Annotated in this window: 16 protein-coding genes, 2 pseudogenes and 1 other annotated feature; of the genes and pseudogenes, 9 read left to right on the forward strand and 9 right to left on the reverse strand. The window is 67.8% G+C overall.

The genetic code is table 11. The features are described 5' to 3' along the window. The first annotated feature begins 112 nt into the window (after positions 1-112). Positions 113-1,485 (forward strand): annotated as a pseudogene (locus CKW34_RS13060) (ISL3 family transposase). Positions 1,486-1,507: 22 nt separating this feature from the next. Here CKW34_RS13060 and CKW34_RS13065 read toward each other — a convergent pair. The 5 genes from CKW34_RS13065 to CKW34_RS13085 form a co-directional block, all read right to left on the reverse strand. After that, positions 1,508-2,047: a DinB family protein gene (locus CKW34_RS13065; protein ID WP_059384781.1), complete on the reverse strand. Its 540-nt coding sequence runs from the start codon at positions 2,045-2,047 to the stop codon at positions 1,508-1,510. A gap of 243 nt (positions 2,048-2,290) precedes the next feature. Next, positions 2,291-2,530, reverse strand: coding sequence for a hypothetical protein (locus tag CKW34_RS13070; RefSeq protein WP_226435577.1), 240 nt, complete (start codon positions 2,528-2,530; stop codon positions 2,291-2,293). A 170-nt stretch (positions 2,531-2,700) separates the two neighbouring features. After that, positions 2,701-3,777, reverse strand: a complete 1,077-nt coding sequence (locus CKW34_RS13075) for a flavin-containing monooxygenase (RefSeq protein WP_059384776.1) — start codon at positions 3,775-3,777, stop codon at positions 2,701-2,703. After that, positions 3,774-5,009 carry an MFS transporter gene (locus CKW34_RS13080; protein ID WP_059384775.1) on the reverse strand — a complete coding sequence of 412 codons (1,236 nt, stop codon included), beginning with the start codon at positions 5,007-5,009 and terminating at the stop codon, positions 3,774-3,776. Before CKW34_RS13080 ends, CKW34_RS13075 begins: the two co-directional genes overlap by 4 nt. A 5-nt stretch (positions 5,010-5,014) precedes the next feature. Then, positions 5,015-6,355 (reverse strand): FAD-dependent oxidoreductase, encoded by a 1,341-nt coding sequence (locus CKW34_RS13085; RefSeq protein ID WP_059384774.1) that lies wholly within the window; start codon positions 6,353-6,355, stop codon positions 5,015-5,017. A gap of 100 nt (positions 6,356-6,455) precedes the next feature. On the opposite strand from CKW34_RS13085, the gene CKW34_RS13090 reads away from it, so the two are divergent. The 4 genes from CKW34_RS13090 to CKW34_RS13105 all read left to right on the forward strand — a co-directional run bounded on the left by CKW34_RS13090 (position 6,456) and on the right by CKW34_RS13105 (position 9,568). Continuing rightward, positions 6,456-7,340: a helix-turn-helix domain-containing GNAT family N-acetyltransferase gene (locus CKW34_RS13090; RefSeq protein WP_059384773.1), complete on the forward strand. Its 885-nt coding sequence runs from the start codon at positions 6,456-6,458 to the stop codon at positions 7,338-7,340. 17 nt (positions 7,341-7,357) lie between these two features. After that, on the forward strand, positions 7,358-7,669 hold the full coding sequence (locus CKW34_RS13095) for a DF family (seleno)protein (RefSeq protein WP_059384779.1): 312 nt from the start codon (positions 7,358-7,360) through the stop codon (positions 7,667-7,669). Between the two features lie 60 nt (positions 7,670-7,729). After that, positions 7,730-8,503, forward strand: a complete 774-nt coding sequence (locus tag CKW34_RS13100) for a MerR family transcriptional regulator (protein ID WP_059384778.1) — start codon at positions 7,730-7,732, stop codon at positions 8,501-8,503. 87 nt (positions 8,504-8,590) lie between these two features. Continuing rightward, positions 8,591-9,568 carry an arsenic resistance protein gene (locus CKW34_RS13105; RefSeq protein WP_059384772.1) on the forward strand — a complete coding sequence of 326 codons (978 nt, stop codon included), beginning with the start codon at positions 8,591-8,593 and terminating at the stop codon, positions 9,566-9,568. A gap of 49 nt (positions 9,569-9,617) precedes the next feature. On the opposite strand, the gene CKW34_RS13110 is transcribed toward CKW34_RS13105, so the two are convergent. Genes CKW34_RS13110 through CKW34_RS13125 form a run of 4 tightly spaced genes read right to left on the reverse strand, consistent with a single transcriptional unit; the run spans position 9,618 to position 12,236 of the window. After that, positions 9,618-10,052: an arsenate reductase ArsC gene (locus tag CKW34_RS13110; protein WP_059384771.1), complete on the reverse strand. Its 435-nt coding sequence runs from the start codon at positions 10,050-10,052 to the stop codon at positions 9,618-9,620. Between the two features lie 27 nt (positions 10,053-10,079). Beyond that, positions 10,080-10,730, reverse strand: coding sequence for an arsenate reductase/protein-tyrosine-phosphatase family protein (locus CKW34_RS13115; protein WP_059384770.1), 651 nt, complete (start codon positions 10,728-10,730; stop codon positions 10,080-10,082). A 25-nt stretch (positions 10,731-10,755) separates the two neighbouring features. Then, the gene (gene arsB / locus CKW34_RS13120) at positions 10,756-11,796 is read right to left on the reverse strand and encodes an ACR3 family arsenite efflux transporter (protein ID WP_059384777.1); all 1,041 of its coding nucleotides are present in this window, start codon (positions 11,794-11,796) and stop codon (positions 10,756-10,758) included. Positions 11,797-11,828: 32 nt separating this feature from the next. Continuing rightward, on the reverse strand, positions 11,829-12,236 hold the full coding sequence (locus CKW34_RS13125; protein ID WP_059384769.1) for an ArsR/SmtB family transcription factor: 408 nt from the start codon (positions 12,234-12,236) through the stop codon (positions 11,829-11,831). Between the two features lie 64 nt (positions 12,237-12,300). Here CKW34_RS13125 and CKW34_RS13130 point away from each other — a divergent pair, with 64 nt between their 5' ends. The 4 genes and pseudogenes from CKW34_RS13130 to CKW34_RS13145 all read left to right on the forward strand — a co-directional run bounded on the left by CKW34_RS13130 (position 12,301) and on the right by CKW34_RS13145 (position 15,476). Further along, positions 12,301-12,723 (forward strand): arsenate-mycothiol transferase ArsC, encoded by a 423-nt coding sequence (locus CKW34_RS13130; RefSeq protein WP_059384768.1) that lies wholly within the window; start codon positions 12,301-12,303, stop codon positions 12,721-12,723. 37 nt (positions 12,724-12,760) lie between these two features. Further along, on the forward strand, positions 12,761-13,153 hold the full coding sequence (arsD, locus tag CKW34_RS13135) for an arsenite efflux transporter metallochaperone ArsD (protein WP_059384767.1): 393 nt from the start codon (positions 12,761-12,763) through the stop codon (positions 13,151-13,153). A gap of 54 nt (positions 13,154-13,207) precedes the next feature. After that, positions 13,208-14,167: pseudogene (locus CKW34_RS13140) on the forward strand (TRC40/GET3/ArsA family transport-energizing ATPase); the annotation flags it as partial. A gap of 56 nt (positions 14,168-14,223) precedes the next feature. Beyond that, positions 14,224-15,476 (forward strand): IS3 family transposase gene (locus tag CKW34_RS13145; protein ID WP_370670884.1). Its coding sequence is split into 2 segments (ribosomal slippage): positions 14,224-14,515 and positions 14,515-15,476, totalling 1,254 coding nucleotides; the frame shifts between segments, so codons are not numbered across the junction. Continuing rightward, positions 14,502-14,633: a sequence feature (AL1L pseudoknot), on the forward strand. It overlaps the preceding gene by 132 nt. Positions 15,477-15,494: the final 18 nt, after the last annotated feature.

The following is a 15,494-nucleotide window of genomic DNA, read 5'->3' on the forward strand; positions in this document are numbered from 1 at the left end:
AATCGAAGAGTCTGCTGCCTCGAAGCCTGAGTTCTGGGCTCTTCCGACTTGGCGGGGGTCTGGTGTGACCGATCGGAATCGTGTCGGTGATTGATCGAGGGCTCGCGCCCTTGTGAACTGGGTGTTCTCTACGCATCCAGCAACAACAAAGGCGCGAGCATGTCCCAGAGTAGTTCAGTGCTGTTCGGCCTCGACGGCGTCATCGTCGAGGCCGTGCAGATCCACCCCGACGGCACCCGCACGGTCCGGGTGGTCACCGCCCCACAGTGGGTGGGTGTGTGCCCGGTGTGCACGACGACCTCGACCCACTCGAAGGGCTGGGTAACCACCCGCCCGCGCGACATCAAGATCGGCCGAGACCGCCCCTCGGTCGAATGGACGAAACGGAAATGGTTGTGCAGTAATAATTCCTGTGACCGCAGGTCATTCACGGAGTCGGTACCGCAGATCCCGCCTCGGGCCCGGATGACGACGCGGGCGAGGACGGAGATGGCATTGGCGGTCCTCGACGACGACCGCTCGGTGAAGGCGGTCGCCGCGGCGTACGGCTGCACGTGGAACACCTGCCACAAGGCCGTGGTGGCGACCGCAGACGAGGTGCTCGACCCCGAACCCGAGCCGGTGCGCGTCCTGGGTATCGACGAAACCCGGCGCGGGAAGGCGAAATGGGAGACCTGCACCGACACCGGACGACGGTCGTGGGTGGACCGGTGGGACACCGGCCTGGTCGACCTCACGGGCGTTCAGGGCCTGTTGGCGCAGGTCAATGGGCGCACCTCCGCGGTGGTGACCGACTGGTTCGCCGAGCGCGACCCCGACTGGAAGGCGCAGATCACCCACGTTGCGATCGATATGTCCTCGGTGTACGCGAAGGCGGTCCGCGAAGCACTGCCGCAGGCGCTGCTGGTCGTGGACCGATTCCACCTGGTCAAAAAGGCCAACGAGATGGTCGACACGGTCCGTCGCCGCGTCACCCAAGCCGAGCGAGGACGACGGGGCCGCAAGAGCGACGTCGAGTGGATCAATCGGCGCCGGCTGTTGCGGGCCGCGGAGCGGCTCACCGACGAGCAGCGAGCGACGTTGTTCGAGAAGCTGACCTCCGCCGACCCCCACGGCGACATCGCCGCGGCATGGATCGCGAAAGAGCTGCTGCGAGATGTATTGTCCTGCACCGACCGTGGTGGTCTCCGATACGAAATCCGAGCTGCGCTGCACCGGTTCTACACGTTCTGCGCGGCGTGCCGGGTTCCGGAGATCGGGAAGTTGGCGGCGACGATCTCGGCGTGGCAGGAACCGATGATCCTCGCTATCACCACCGGCCTGTCCAACGCGCGTAGCGAGGGCTACAACAGGATCGTCAAACACGTCGGCCGGATCGCGTTCGGGTTCAGGACTCCGGAGAACCAGCGCCGGCGGGTACGGTGGGCCTGCACCCGCCAATCACGGCGGGCATCATCCAGTGCCAGGCAGTTACGCCCCTGCTAACTCGGAAGAGCCGAGTTCTGACTCAATGCGGACGATCGAGAGTGAGCTGTCGTTCGTGGAAATCGAAATGTCTGACGGGATATCGGTACAGCTCACCAATGGTCATGTAATCGGTGAAGAACGGGTCCCAGCGCACCGGGAAGAACATTCCCCGTCCCAACGCCTGCTCCGATTCGCGTTGCAGTCGGCGGCTCAGCGCACCGATGACCCGGTCGGCTTTCGTGCCCATCCGGTTCCGGTCAAACACCAGGGCTGCAGCGCATGAACCGTAGTAATTCACCACGTCAAAAGGCCGCGTACCGGCATCGAGGACCTGGGCGAATCGACGCTCCACTCCGGCGGGCAGCCGGCTGACCATCCGCACCAAGGGCAGCAGCGCCGCCACCACCATGTACCCGAAGACCATGTGGAACAACAGTTGCTCGTTGGTCCACCGCGTCCCCGCCGATCGACTCCGCAACGAGGTGTCGGAAGCGTCGGCGAGGAGCCGGTGCAGATGCACACGGGTGCGTTCGAGCTCGCCGGCGATAGCGGCCCTGTCCACCCGCTCGGAATGGCCCATGATCCACCACCTGTCCAGGGAGCCGACGGCACTCGATGGCCGTCGATACCAGACTTCCCCCTCCCGGGCGGCCTCCACAACTGCCGGCCGAATTCAGTCTCATGTCGCGAATCGATATAGCGCCCCCGTCGACCCTCGGATGCCACGTCGGACGTACCTGCCGCAGTGGCGCGGCGCGGATCGCCGTGTCGTGACCGCCGGACGGCTGGCGTAACAGCAGCAGCGCGGGATGACGTGCGCCGCTCAGAGATCGAACAGCGAGAATTGGTCCTTCTGTGCTCGAGTCTCGGAGTCGGCGAGGTATCGGTCGGCCATGGCCCGGGCGACGGTTTCGTCGCAGCCGAGCTCGGCGGCGACTTCACTCCAGTCGTGTCCGTTGTGCTGGAGTTGCCACGCAAGCTGGTGCAACTGTTCGTCCATGTCCATCAGCGCCGCTCCCGCGGTCGTGTCGGCCGGAACCCGTTCGACGACGCGGGTTCTCATTGAGACAGATGGTAAACGCGGATGCGGGCATGCGGCGGCAGACATGCCGCCCACCGTCTCGAATCGGCGACGGATCGCACGAGAGATAGGTAAACCCGCCCCCGAGGGGACGGGCGGTGTGCCGTCCATGGTGTCACCGTTTCCGTGAACATCTATGGACGCAGCGCCGGTCAGGGACGGATAGGCAGTGCGCGGCGGGACCGGGCGGCGGCGACCACACGATCGGCGACCCGGCCGGCGTCGCGGCCGACCCCGCGCAACGACGCCGACGACAGGCTGCGCTGCCATTCGAGACCGACATACCCCAGCCCCAGATGAGTGGTGGAGAGACCCTGCCGGTGCCGGGGCCGGCCCGTCTCGTCGAGAGCGCCGAGACCGGTCAGATAGGGCAGGTGCGGGCGATAACCGGTACCCAACAGCACGGTGTCGGCGGTGGTGGCGGCGCCGTCGGGCCAGAACACCCGGCGGTCGTCGAGGCCGGTGAACAGCGGCCGCGGCTGCGGGTTGCCGCTGGCCAGGGCACGCCGGTAGCGGCCGGTATCGAGGACCTGCTGGGTCGGCGACGCAGGCAGCCACGGCCCCAAGGGGGCGCGGTCGACTCCGGTGACCGTGAGCCAGAAGTGCACATCACGGCCGAAGATCCGCTGCGGCAGGAACTTCGGCGGTCGGCGGCTGGCCAGAGTCACAGTAGCGACCTCGGCGAGTTCGGTGGCGATCTGCACCGCCGAGTTACCGGCACCGACCACCACCACGTTCTGGCCCGTGAGTGCAGCGGGGTCGCGGTAGTCGCCGGTGTGCAGCACCGTGCCGCCGAACGTGTCCAGCCCCGGCAGCGGTGGGATATTCGGGGACCCGAGATAGCCGGTGGCCGCGATCAGAATCGGCGCGGTGACACTGCCGCCGACAGCGGTGTGGGCGGTGTAGACGCCCCGCTCGCAGGTGACGGTCTCGACGCGGGAGCCGGTCACAATGTCGACGTCGAGTCCGGCGGCGTAGCGGCGCAGATACTCGATCACCTCGTCGCGCCGCGGATAGCGGTCCGGGGCGCCCGGAAACGCCAGGCCGGGCAGGGCACTGTATTTCGCCGGGGAGAACAGGGTCAGGCTGTCGTAGTAGTGCGGCCAGGCCCCGACCGGCTCGTCGCCGGCTTCGAGCAGCCCGGTGCGCAGGCCGCGAGCAGACAGAGCGTAGGCGGCGGCGAGGCCGGACTGGCCACCGCCGACGACGAGAGCGTCATAGTCGGTCATGGTGTTCCTTCGACAGTGTCGGTGGGGGTCAGCCGCGGCACGGACGCGATCGCCAGGAGTGCGGCGAGCGCGGCGACGACCGCGAGCACGAGGTAGGCGGTGGCGTAGCTGCCGGTCGCGCCGGCCAGGGCGGTTCCCGCCCACGGCGCCAACGCCATGACCAGGACGATCGGGGCGGACATCAGCCCGCCGAGGCGCCCGTAGTGGGTCGAGCCCCACCGGTCGGTGATGGCGGTGGCCTGGATCAAGGTGAACAATCCGCGCACCAGTCCCGCGCCGATCGCCGCGCCGATCAACGCCGCGGCCGTGGTCACCGCCCCGAGCAGCGCGGTGGTTGCCGCGGTGCCGGCCAGGATCACCACGATGCGGCTGCGGACGCTGGTACGGGCGACCAGGGTCAGATAGCCGAGGCGGCCGAGGACCTGTCCGGCGCCGCCGAGCCCGAGCGTCACCGCCGCCACCGACGGGGAGAAGCCCTGTTCGAGCAGCAACGGCACCAGATTGAAGACCCCGGCGAAGGCGGTGAACGCACCGAGAGCCAACGCGCCCACCAGTGCGAGGAACGCGGGGCTGCGGGCGATCTCCCGGTGCCCCAGGGCCGCGCCGTTCGCCGGTGGGGTCGCGGCGGGCCAGGATCCGCATAGTCCCCACCAGTGTCCGGGGATGGTGATCGCGGCGAGGATCGCCGCGAGGATCAGGTAGGTGGTGCGCCAGTCCGACTGCTGATCCACTGCGGAGGTCAACGGGGCGAAGATGGTGCTGGCCAGGCCCGCGGCGAGGGTCAGGATCATCAGGGCGTGCACGGAGCGGTCGCCGTACCAGCGGGTCAGCGCGGCGAACGCCGGTGGGTAGAGCACCGCGCCCATCGCGGTGCCGGCCAGCAGCCACCCGGCGTAGAACACCGGCAGCGTGGGGGCGAGCGCGATCAGGACCAGCGCGGGGACGGCGAGGACCGAGCCGGCGGTCATGATCGTGCGCGGTCCGACCCGGTCGAGGATGCGCCCGACCGGGATACCCGCGAGCGCGGTGGCGAGCTGACCGAGCGAGAACGCCGCGGTGATCGCCGTGGGCGACCAGCCGGTCTCGGCGGAGATCGAGACCGACAGGACCGGGAACGCGTAGTACAGGATGCCCCAGCTGGTGATCTCGGTCAGGCACAGCACCGCCAGCACCCGCCGCAGCCCGGCCCCGGTGAGGGCACCGGGCTGCGGGCGGATCGAGGTGTCGGTCACCGGCGTTATCCGCCGGCGCGGGCGGAGAGGGTGACCAACGCCGGCTCCGCGGGGCCGCAGCACCCACCCGCGTCGGCGGTGTCGGCGGCGGGGTCGTCGAACACTCCGGCGCCGCCGCACACTCCGGTCTCGGGCAGGGTCAGCTCGACGCGGGCGGCGGCATCATGATCACCGGCGAGGGCGGCGGCGATGCTGCGGACCTGCTCGTAGCCGGTCATCGCCAGGAACGTCGGGGCCCGACCGTAGCTCTTCATCCCGACCACATAGAAGCCGGGTTCGGGGTGGGTGAGCTCGGCGACGCCGTGCGGGTAGACGGTCCCGCACGAGTGCACGTTCGGGTCGATCAGCGGGGCGAGCGCGGTCGGGGCCTGCAGCACCGGGTCGAGGTCGAGACGGATTTCCGAGAGCCACGACAGGTCCGGCCGGAAGCCGGTGGAGGCGATGATCTCGTCCACCGCCTCGAGGCGGGCTCCGGTATCGGAGACCACCGCGACCTGACCGTCGGTGGCGGGTTCGACGGCGGCGGTGCGGAACCCGGTGACCACGGTGAGCAGCCCGTCGTCGACGGCCTTTTTCGCGCGCAGTCCCAGGGCGCCGCGGGCAGGCAGTTGGTCGTCCTGGCCGCCGCCGAACGCGGCGCCGACCTCGCCGCGGCGCACCGCCCAGGTCAGGCGGGTGCCGGAGGCGGTGCGGGCGAGCTCGGCCAGCGCCACGATTGCGTTGAGTGCCGAGTGGCCGCTGCCGGCGATGACGGTGTGGCGGCCGGCGTAGCGGGTGCGCACCGCATCGTCGCCCAGGTCGGGGACGCGGTAGGTGATGGTCTCGGCTGCGGCGCGTTCACCGAGGGCGGGCAGGCCTTCGCCGCCGAGGGGGTTGGGAGTGCTCCAGGTGCCGGAGGCATCGATGACGGCGCGGGCGAGCAGGCGGGTGTCGGTGCCGTCGCGGTGGCGGATGTGCACCGACAGTGGTTCGGTGTCGCGGCCGGCGTCGACGATGCGGTCGCGGCCGCGGCGGGCGATGCCGACGACCTCGTGATCGAGGCGGACCGCGTCGCCGAGGGCGGTGGCCAGCGGGCTCAGGTACTGCCCGGTCCAGTCCTGGCCGGTGGGGTAGGCGTCGTCGTCGGGGGCCTTCCAGCCGGTGGTGTCGAGGAGGCGGCGGGCGGCGGGGTCGATCAGTTCGGCCCAGCGGGAGAAGGTGCGGACGCTGTGCCATTGCGTGATGGCGGCTCCGACGACGTCGCCGCGTTCGAGTACCAGCGGTTCGAGGCCGCGTTCGCGCAGGTGGGCGGCGGCGGCCAGGCCGATCGGTCCGGCTCCGACGACGACGATGGGCAACTCGCTCATGACAGATCCTTTCATCGATGGGTATCGATCTAAGCTGCTGTCAGAGTATCGATGGTCGTCGATGTATGCAACCATCGATGCTGATCGATACAGTGGGGGTATGACAGCACTCGGCTTACCGATCACCGCTCCTGGCGCGGAGGTGGACTTCGACGCCCTGAGCCCGCAGGATGCGGCCACCTACGCCGGATGGTTCGCCTGCCTGGCCGAACCCACGCGGGTGCGGCTGCTGCACCACGTCGCCGCCCATCCGTCCGGCATCACCGTCGGCGAGCTCGCCGACAGGCTCGGGATCGGCCAGCCCACCATCTCCCATCACGTCCGCAAACTCGCCGACGTCGGCTTCGTCATCACCGGCAAACAGGGCACCAGCACCGTGGTGCGGGTCAACCCGAGCTGCTGCAGCGACCTGCCCAGTGCTGCCGACGCGGTCATGGGGGTGCTCACCGCCCGCCCGTGCTGCCCCGAGGATGTCCCGGCCGATGTGGCCGTGCGCCCACTTGCGGGCGGTGACTGGGAGGCGGTGCGCCGCATCTACGCCGACGGCATCGCCACCGGCGCCGCGACGTTCACCACCGAAGTCCCCAGCCGCGACCACCTCGACAGCCAGTGGTTGCCCGAGCATCGCTGGGTCGCCGAGATCGACGGACAGGTCGTCGGCTGGGCAGCCTTGAGCCCGGTATCGAACCGCGAGTGCTATCGGGGGGTGGCCGAAAATTCGGTGTATGTCGGCGACGGCATGCGCGGGCGCGGCGTCGGCAAGGCCCTGCTGCGCACCCAGGTCATCGCCGCCGATCAGGGCGGATTGTGGACGCTGCAGACCTCGATTTTCCCGGAGAACCGGGCCAGCCTGGCGCTGCACCATTCGGCGGGTTTCCGCACCGTGGGTGTGCGCGAGCGCATCGGCCGGCTCGACGGCATCTGGCGCGACACCGTGCTGCTCGAACGCCGCTCCGAGGCCGTTCCCGCCACCGAGAACCAGTGAGAGTGACTCGGGTGGAGATGGACATCGAACTGCTGTACTTCGACGGCTGCCCGAACTGGGAGAAGGCCCGAGACCGCCTCGCCGAGGCGCTGGCAGCGACCGGCAACGCCGGTACCCCGATCCGGCTGCGCCGTATCGAGACCCCGGAGGCCGCCGAGCGCGTCGCCTTCCCCGGATCCCCGACCATCCGCATCGACGGGACCGATCCGTTCGGCCCCACCGAGGGCGTCGGATTGACCTGCCGCGTCTACCGCACCGCCGACGGGCTCGAGGGTGCCCCGAGCACCGCCGATCTGATCACCGTGCTGCGGCAGGCCGAACACCGGTAGACCTGGCATCGGCTTGACCTTCGAGTCGACTCGAAGGTTTACCGTCGAGGAGTGAGCACGATGCTGATCTCCCAGTTCGCCGAACACACCGGTGTCCCGGCCACCACCTTGCGGTACTACGAATCCGCAGGACTGGTACCCGCGGAGCGAACCGACAGCGGATATCGCATCTACGGCGAGCGCGATGTCGACCGCGTCGCCTTCATTCAGGCGGCCAAGCACGTGGGACTCCCCTTGGGCGAGATCCGCGAACTGCTCGCGGTGTGGGAGCACGATCCCTGCGCCGAGGTCCGTGCGCAGCTACGCCCGAAAATGGCCGCACGCCTGGACGAGGCCACCACGCGGACCGCGGAGCTCACCGCGTTCACCGACACCCTTCGAGCGGCGCTGGCCCAACTCGACGATCTGCCTGATCGCGCCGAGCCATGCGATGCCGGCTGCGGATTCCTCGCGCCGCAGCCCCGCTCCGAGCTGGTCGACCTGCCTTTCGCTCCCTCCCGCGCCGCGATCACCGTGCAGACCGGCCCACCGATCGCCTGTTCCCTCGGCGCCGCCGACCACGAGGAACGCGTGCACCGGTGGCAGCAGGTTCTCGCCGGTGGCGTCCGCGAACCGGGGCCGGGGGATGTTCGACTGCGACTGCCCCTCGACCGAGTCGGTGCGCTGGCCGAACTCGCCGCCGCAGAACAGCAGTGCTGCCCGTTCTACGACTTCCACCTGCATCTGCGTGGGAGCGAGGTGGTGTTCGACGTGGCAGCACCGCCGGAAGCGGCCGCGATGGTGCGCGAGTTGTTCGGCGACACCACGAGCACGAGCGCTGCGCCGGCTCGCTGACCACCGGACCCGCAACCCGGGGTACCACACCCCGGTCCTGATGCCCCCGCTGTGCTTGACCCCGCCTCGAAAGGGCTCTACCTGCGCATGTCCGCGATTCAGTGGCTCGAACGCCACCAAATCCTCGTGTACCTCGGCGCCCTGGCGTTCGGCGCGGCCGTGGGGCTGACCCTGCCGGGCTCCTCGTCGGTGTTCGAAGCCAGCATCTACCCGCTGCTCGGGGCGCTGCTCTACGCGACCTTCCTGCAGGTGCCGTTCACGAAACTGGCCGAGGCCTTCCGCGACCGCCGGTTCCTCATCGCGGCCCTGGTGCTCAATTTCGTTGTCGTCCCGGTCGTCGTCGCCGCGCTGACCGTGGTGGTCACGTTCCCGCAGGCCGTGCTGCTCGGGGTCCTGCTGACCTTGCTCACCCCCTGCATCGACTACGTGATCGTGTTCTCGGGTCTCGCCGGAGGGGACAGCAGGCGCCTGCTCGCCGCCTCACCGCTGCTCATGCTCGCTCAAATGGCGGCACTGCCGCTGCTGTTGTGGCTGTTCATGGGCCCAGAACTCACCGACATCGTCGACATCGGGCCGTTCCTCGAAGCGTTCGTCATCTTGATCGTCGTCCCGCTCGGGCTGGCGTGGGCGACGCAGGCCCTGGCCGCACGACGCCGGGCCGGTGTCGTGCTCACCACCGCATTCACTGCCGCGATGGTTCCGCTGATGGCCGGGACCTTGTTCGTCGTCGTGGCCGGCCAGATCCCGAAGATCCGCGATGAACTCCACCAGGTCGGCACGGTCATCCCCGTCTACGCCGCCTTCCTGGTCATCATGGCCGGACTCGGATGCGCCGCGGCACGGATGTTCCGGCTCGACGTCGGCCGCTCACGCGCGTTGATCTTCAGTGGTGCCACCCGCAACTCGCTGGTGGTCCTTCCGCTCGCGCTCGCACTACCGGCCGGCTACGCGCTGACTCCCGTCATCGTCGTCACCCAAACCCTCGTCGAACTCGTCGGCATGGTCCTCTACGTCCAGCTCGTCCCCCGCATGGTGCGAGACACGCGGACCGCACCTCGGCCATGAGGCCACCGTTCGCACCGACAATGATCCGATCATCGCGGTGCGGGGGCGCTCAGGCGCGGGCGACGTCGGGAACGAGCTCGGCGATCAGCGCCTCGACCTTGACTTTGATCTCGTCGCGGATCGGACGCACCGCCTCGACCCCTTGCCCGGCCGGATCCTCGAGCACCCAATCCCGATACGACGTGCCCGGAAACACCGGGCACGTGTCGCCGCACCCCATGGTGATCACCACATCCGAGGCCTGCACCGCATCGACAGTGAGGATCTTCGGGTTCTGCGCGGAAATGTCGATACCCACCTCGGCCATCGCCGCGACCGCGGCCGGGTTGACCTCCTCGGCCGGGGCCGAGCCCGCCGAGCGGACCTCGACCCGGTCGCCAGCCAGCGCAGTGAGGAACCCCGCAGCCATCTGAGAACGGCCGGCATTGTGCACACACACGAACAACACCGAGGGTGTGCGATCGGTCGAGGAATCAGTTGTCATGAAAACAGACGTCCTTTCGAAGAGAATTCAGGCAGAAACGGTGTCGAGTTCGGCCAGCAAAGCCCGCACGCGAGTGTCGATATCGTCGCGGACGGCGCGCACCGTGCCCAGCGACTCGTCGTCCGGATCGATCAACGACCAATCGAGGTAGCGCTTACCCGGATACACCGCGCACGCATCACCGCACCCCATGGTGATCACCACATCGGCGGCTGCCACCACATCGTCGGTCAGGGGTTTGGGATATTCGCCGCCGAGATCGAGCCCGATCTCGGCCATCGCCTCGACCACGACAGGATGAATCGCCGCTGCAGGAGCCGATCCGGCGGAGCGCACGTGCACCCGTCCCGCGCCGTGATGAGCCAGCAGTGCCGCGGCCATCTGCGAACGTCCGCTGTTACGCACGCACACGAACAGCACTTCCGGCACATCCTTCGGTATAGCGCCCTCGGCCTGCGCCAGAGCAGTGAGGCGTTCGCCCGCGAAGCGGGTGGCCAGCGAGGGCAAATGGGTATGGATCTTGGCGGTGCGCCGCAGCGCCGCATACGACTCGAAGACCATCCGCTCGACGGTCTGCGCCGAGAACACCCCGGCGTACTTCTCGGCGAGATGTTCGGCACTGCGGTGCAGCACCGCCTGAGGCATCAGTAATTCTGGCTGAGCAGCGTGCTGGGACATCGATATCTCCTGACGTGGCCGATCCTTACGGCGCGGCGGGGGCAGATGAACGGGTGAAACGCTTCCGCAGAGCGAGCGAGACGTAGATCAGAGCAACCAGGACAGGGACCTCGATGAGCGGACCCACCACCCCGGCCAAAGCCTGACCGGAGGTGACACCGAAGGTGCCGATCGCCACCGCGATGGCCAGCTCGAAGTTGTTTCCGGCGGCGGTGAACGCCAGTGTGGTGGTGCGCTCGTAACCGAGCCCCACTGCCGCACCGAACAGGAACCCGCCGCCCCACATCAGGACGAAGTACGCGAGCAGCGGCAACGCAATGCGCACCACGTCCCAGGGCTGCGAGGTGATCTGCTCACCCTGCAGCGCGAACAGGATCACGATCGTGAACAAGAGTCCGTAGAGCGCCCAGGGACCGATCTTCGGCAAGAAGGTCTCTTCGTACCACTCGCGGCCTTTGGCTTTTTCGCCGAAGTGGCGGGTCAAGAAACCGGCGACGAGGGGGATACCGAGGAAGATCAGCACCGATTTGGCGATCTGCCACGGCGAGACATCGAGGGTGGTCTGCTCCAAGCCGAGCCAGCCGGGCAAGATCGACAGGTAGAACCAGCCGAGCACAGCGAACATGATCACCTGGAACACCGAGTTGATCGCAACCAGCACGGCGGCGGCCTCACGGTCGCCGCAGGCGAGGTCGTTCCAGATGATGACCATCGCGATGCATCGGGCAAGGCCGACGATGATCAGGCCGGTGCGGTATTCGGGCAGGTCGGGCAGCAGCAGCCAGGCGAGGGCGAACATCAGCGCCGGGCCGAGCACCCAGTTGAGGAGCAGCGAGGAGATCAGCAGCTTGCGATCGCCCGTGACAGTGTCGAGACGGTCGTAGCGCACCTTCGCAAGCACCGGATACATCATGATCAACAGACCCAGCGCGATCGGCAGGGAGATGTTGTCGATCTCGATGACACTCAACGCATCCCCGAGGCCGGGAATGAGTCGGCCGAGCAGCAGGCCGACGACCATGGCGATGCCGATCCACACGGCCAGGAACCGGTCGAGGACCGACATCTTGCCGGCGACGGACCGGTGTTCAGTGGTGGTCACGAGACGGCCCCCTCGAAAGGTTCGGCCGGTGCGCAGGCGCAGGCCGATCCGGGCAGCACACCGGATTCGGTGGCGAGCACCGCGGAGAGTTGTTCCAGCGCTGCGGGGAGCACTCGGTAGTAGACCCAGGTGCCGCGGCGCTCGCAGTCGAGCAGTCCGGCTTCGCGCAGCACCTTGAGGTGATGCGAGATGGTCGGTTGCGACAGGTCGAAGGCGGGGCTGATGTCGCACACGCAGCTCTCGCCGCCCTGGTGGCTGGCGATCATGCTGAGCATGCGCAGGCGCACCGGGTCACCGAGGGCTTTGAACATGCGGGCCAGGTCGGTGGCCCAATCGGAGGTGAGGGGCTCACGAGACAGGGGCGGGCAGCAGGGCCCGTCCCCATTCGACAGCTGATTCGACATACGTCTATATTGACTGGTATCTATTCACCCGTCAATTCGTGTACTTCGGGAAGGGACTACTGTCGTGCCCACTGCGTCGGTGCTGTTCGTGTGTGTCAAGAACGGCGGCAAATCCCAGATGGCGGCCGCCCTCATGCGCAAGACGGCAGGCGACCGGATCGCCGTCCATTCCGCGGGCACCGCACCCGGATCGTCCCTGAACGCCCTGTCGATGCAGGTCCTCGGCGAGGTCGGCGCCCCCATCGCAGGTGAGTATCCCAAGCCGATCGACCCGCAGCTCCTCACCGAGGTCGACCTGGTGGTCACCCTCGGCGGTGAAGCCCGCGTCGATGCGCCCGCCGGGGTGGTTGTGGAGAACTGGGACACCGATGAGCCGTCCGAGCGTGGCATCGACGGCATCGAGCGGATGCGCCTGGTGCGCGACGACATCGCCGCCCGGGTCGGCGAGCTGACCGCCCGACTGCTTGCCGCTACCGACGCCCGATAACTTTCTTCGCCTCGATCACTCAGGAGTACAGACACCTATGAGCACCATCGCAGTCTTCGAACCGGCCCTGTGCTGCAACACCGGCGTGTGCGGCGAGGACCTCGACCAGAACCTGGTCACCTTCACCGCCGACATGGCCGCGCTGACCGAGCAGGGCGCCGCCATCACCCGCCACAACCTGGCCAACGACCCACTCTCGTTCGCCCACAACGAGACGGTCAAGAAATTCCTCGAACTCGCCGGATCGGACGGGCTGCCGCTCGTGCTCGTCGACGACGTCACCGTCGCTACCGGGCGCTACCCGACCCGCACCGAGCTCGCCACCTGGGCCGGCCTTGAGGTACCCGCGCCGCCGTCCGGGGTGACCATGCTCGGGCTCGCGGACGACAGCGACTCCTGCTGCACCCCGGGCGAGTCCACCTGCTGCTGACCAGACAGGTCTGCACCTTTCCGTTGACCCGTCCGACGAGGAGTACCTGCTTTCATGGCTGCCGCCGACCCGACGTTTCTGACCGACCCGCCCCGGTTTGTGTTCTTCACCGGTAAAGGTGGGGTCGGTAAGACCTCCATCGCGTGCGCGTCGGCGGTGCGCCTGGCCCGGGCCGGCAAGAAGGTGCTGCTCGTCTCGACCGACCCCGCCTCCAATGTCGGGCAGGTCTTCGGTCTGAGTATCGGCAACACGATCACCGAGGTCCCCGCGGCGGCGGGGCTCTGCGCGCTCGAGATCGACCCCGAGGAGGCCGCCGCCGCCTACCGCGAACGCATCGTCGGTCCCGTCCGCGGGTTGTTGCCCGCAGCGGAGATCGCGTCGATCACCGAGCAGTTGTCCGGCTCGTGCACCACCGAAGTCGCGTCGTTCGACGAATTCACTTCTCTGCTCACCGATCCCGACGACCGGGTCGCCGGGTTCGATCACGTGCTGTTCGACACCGCCCCCACCGGCCATACCATCCGGCTGCTGCAACTGCCCGGTAACTGGACCGAATTCCTCGACCACGGCAAGGGCGACGCGTCCTGCCTCGGTCCGCTGGCCGGGCTCGACAAGCAGAAAGCCATGTACGCCGGCGCGGTCGAGGCGTTGTCGGATCCCGGCCGTACCCGCCTGGTGCTCGTGGCACGCGCGAACCGTGCCGCTCTGGCCGAGATCGCCCGCACCCACAGCGAACTCGCCGCGATCGGCATGACGAGACAGCATGTGGTCGTCAACGGCGTGCTGCCCGACCCGGCCGATGACACCGACCCGCTGGCTACCGCCGTGTACCAGCGTGAGCAGGCAGCATTGGCGGGTCGCGGCGCCGCGATCGTCGCGCTGCCCACCGATCTGGTGGAGCTCAAGCCGGTCAACATGGTCGGTCTCGATGCTTTGAGCACCCTGTTCGACACCACCACCACCACCGCTGTGAGTGTCGACGACACCGAACCGGGTGTCGCCGCGGTCGCCGATGCTTTGTCGCGTACCGGGTCTGTTGGAGGGTCTCATCACACGGAAGGATGAGATCCATGGGAGCACCGCGAAAGTACCCGGAGGAGCTGAAGGAACGAGCGACGCGGCTGGCAGTCGAGGCACGCCGCGATCCAGGATCGAAAACAGGAGCGATCAAGCGGATCGCCGAGCAGTTGGGCATCCATCCCGAGGCCCTGCGCACCTGGGTTCGTCAGGCCGAGATCGACGGTGGTGTCCGCCCCGGCACCACGACGGACGAGGCGAAACGAATCGCCGAACTCGAACGCGAGAACCGAGAACTGCGCCGTGCCAACGAGATCCTGAAGACGGCGTCGGCGTTTTTCGCGGCAGCGGAGCTCGACCGCAAACTCAAGTGATCGTCGACTACATCGACGCCCACAAGGCCGATCACGGGGTCGAGCCGATCTGCAGAGTCCTCACTCGGACCGGTGTGCAGATCGCCCCGTCAACGTACTACGCAGCAAAGACCCGTCCACCCTCAGCGCGGGCGGTCCGCGACGCGGAACTGATCGAAGAAATCCACCGGGTCCACGCCGAGAACTACGCCGTCTACGGTGCCCGCAAGGTCCATGCGGAGCTGCAGCGGCAAGGGATCCGGGTGGCCCGGTGCACCGTCGAGCGCCTGATGCGCGCCGAAGGGTTACGCGGCATCGCCCGGTCGAAGAACCCCCGGACCACGATCGCCGCAGCGGACACCGACAAGCCTGCTGACCTGGTCAACCGCGGATTCACCGCCTCAGCACCGGACCAGCTGTGGGTCGCCGATATAACTTATGTCCGCACGTTCGCCGGATGGACGTATGCCGCGTTCGTCATCGACGTCTTCTCACGCCGCATCGTGGGATGGCAGTTGTCGACGAGTCTGCGCACCGATCTCGCACTCGATGCATTGGAGATGGGCATCTGGACCCGCGAACATGCAGGTCAGGGCCTGTCCCAGTTGATACATCACTCCGACCGCGGAGCTCAATATCGAGCTATCCGCTACACCCAGCGCCTTGCCGAGGCCGGCGCGGTCGCTTCGGTGGGCAGCCGCGGCGATTCGTATGACAACGCCCTCGCCGAGGCGTTCAACTCGCTGTTCAAGGCCGAGCTGGTCCGTAACAAGGGACCGTGGCGCTCTATCGATGACCTCGAAATTGCGGTGGCCGAGTACATCGATTGGTTCAATCACCGGAGGTTGCACGGTGAGATCGGGATGATCTCGCCCGTCGAAGCCGAACAGTCCTACTACGATTCACATAGTCCCGCCGGAACAACCGAGCGGGTCGTCGAGAGCCTCTACTGAAGCCGGGGCGCAACACTT

It is taken from the genome of Rhodococcus rhodochrous (assembly GCF_900187265.1).
Classification (GTDB): domain Bacteria; phylum Actinomycetota; class Actinomycetes; order Mycobacteriales; family Mycobacteriaceae; genus Rhodococcus; species Rhodococcus rhodochrous.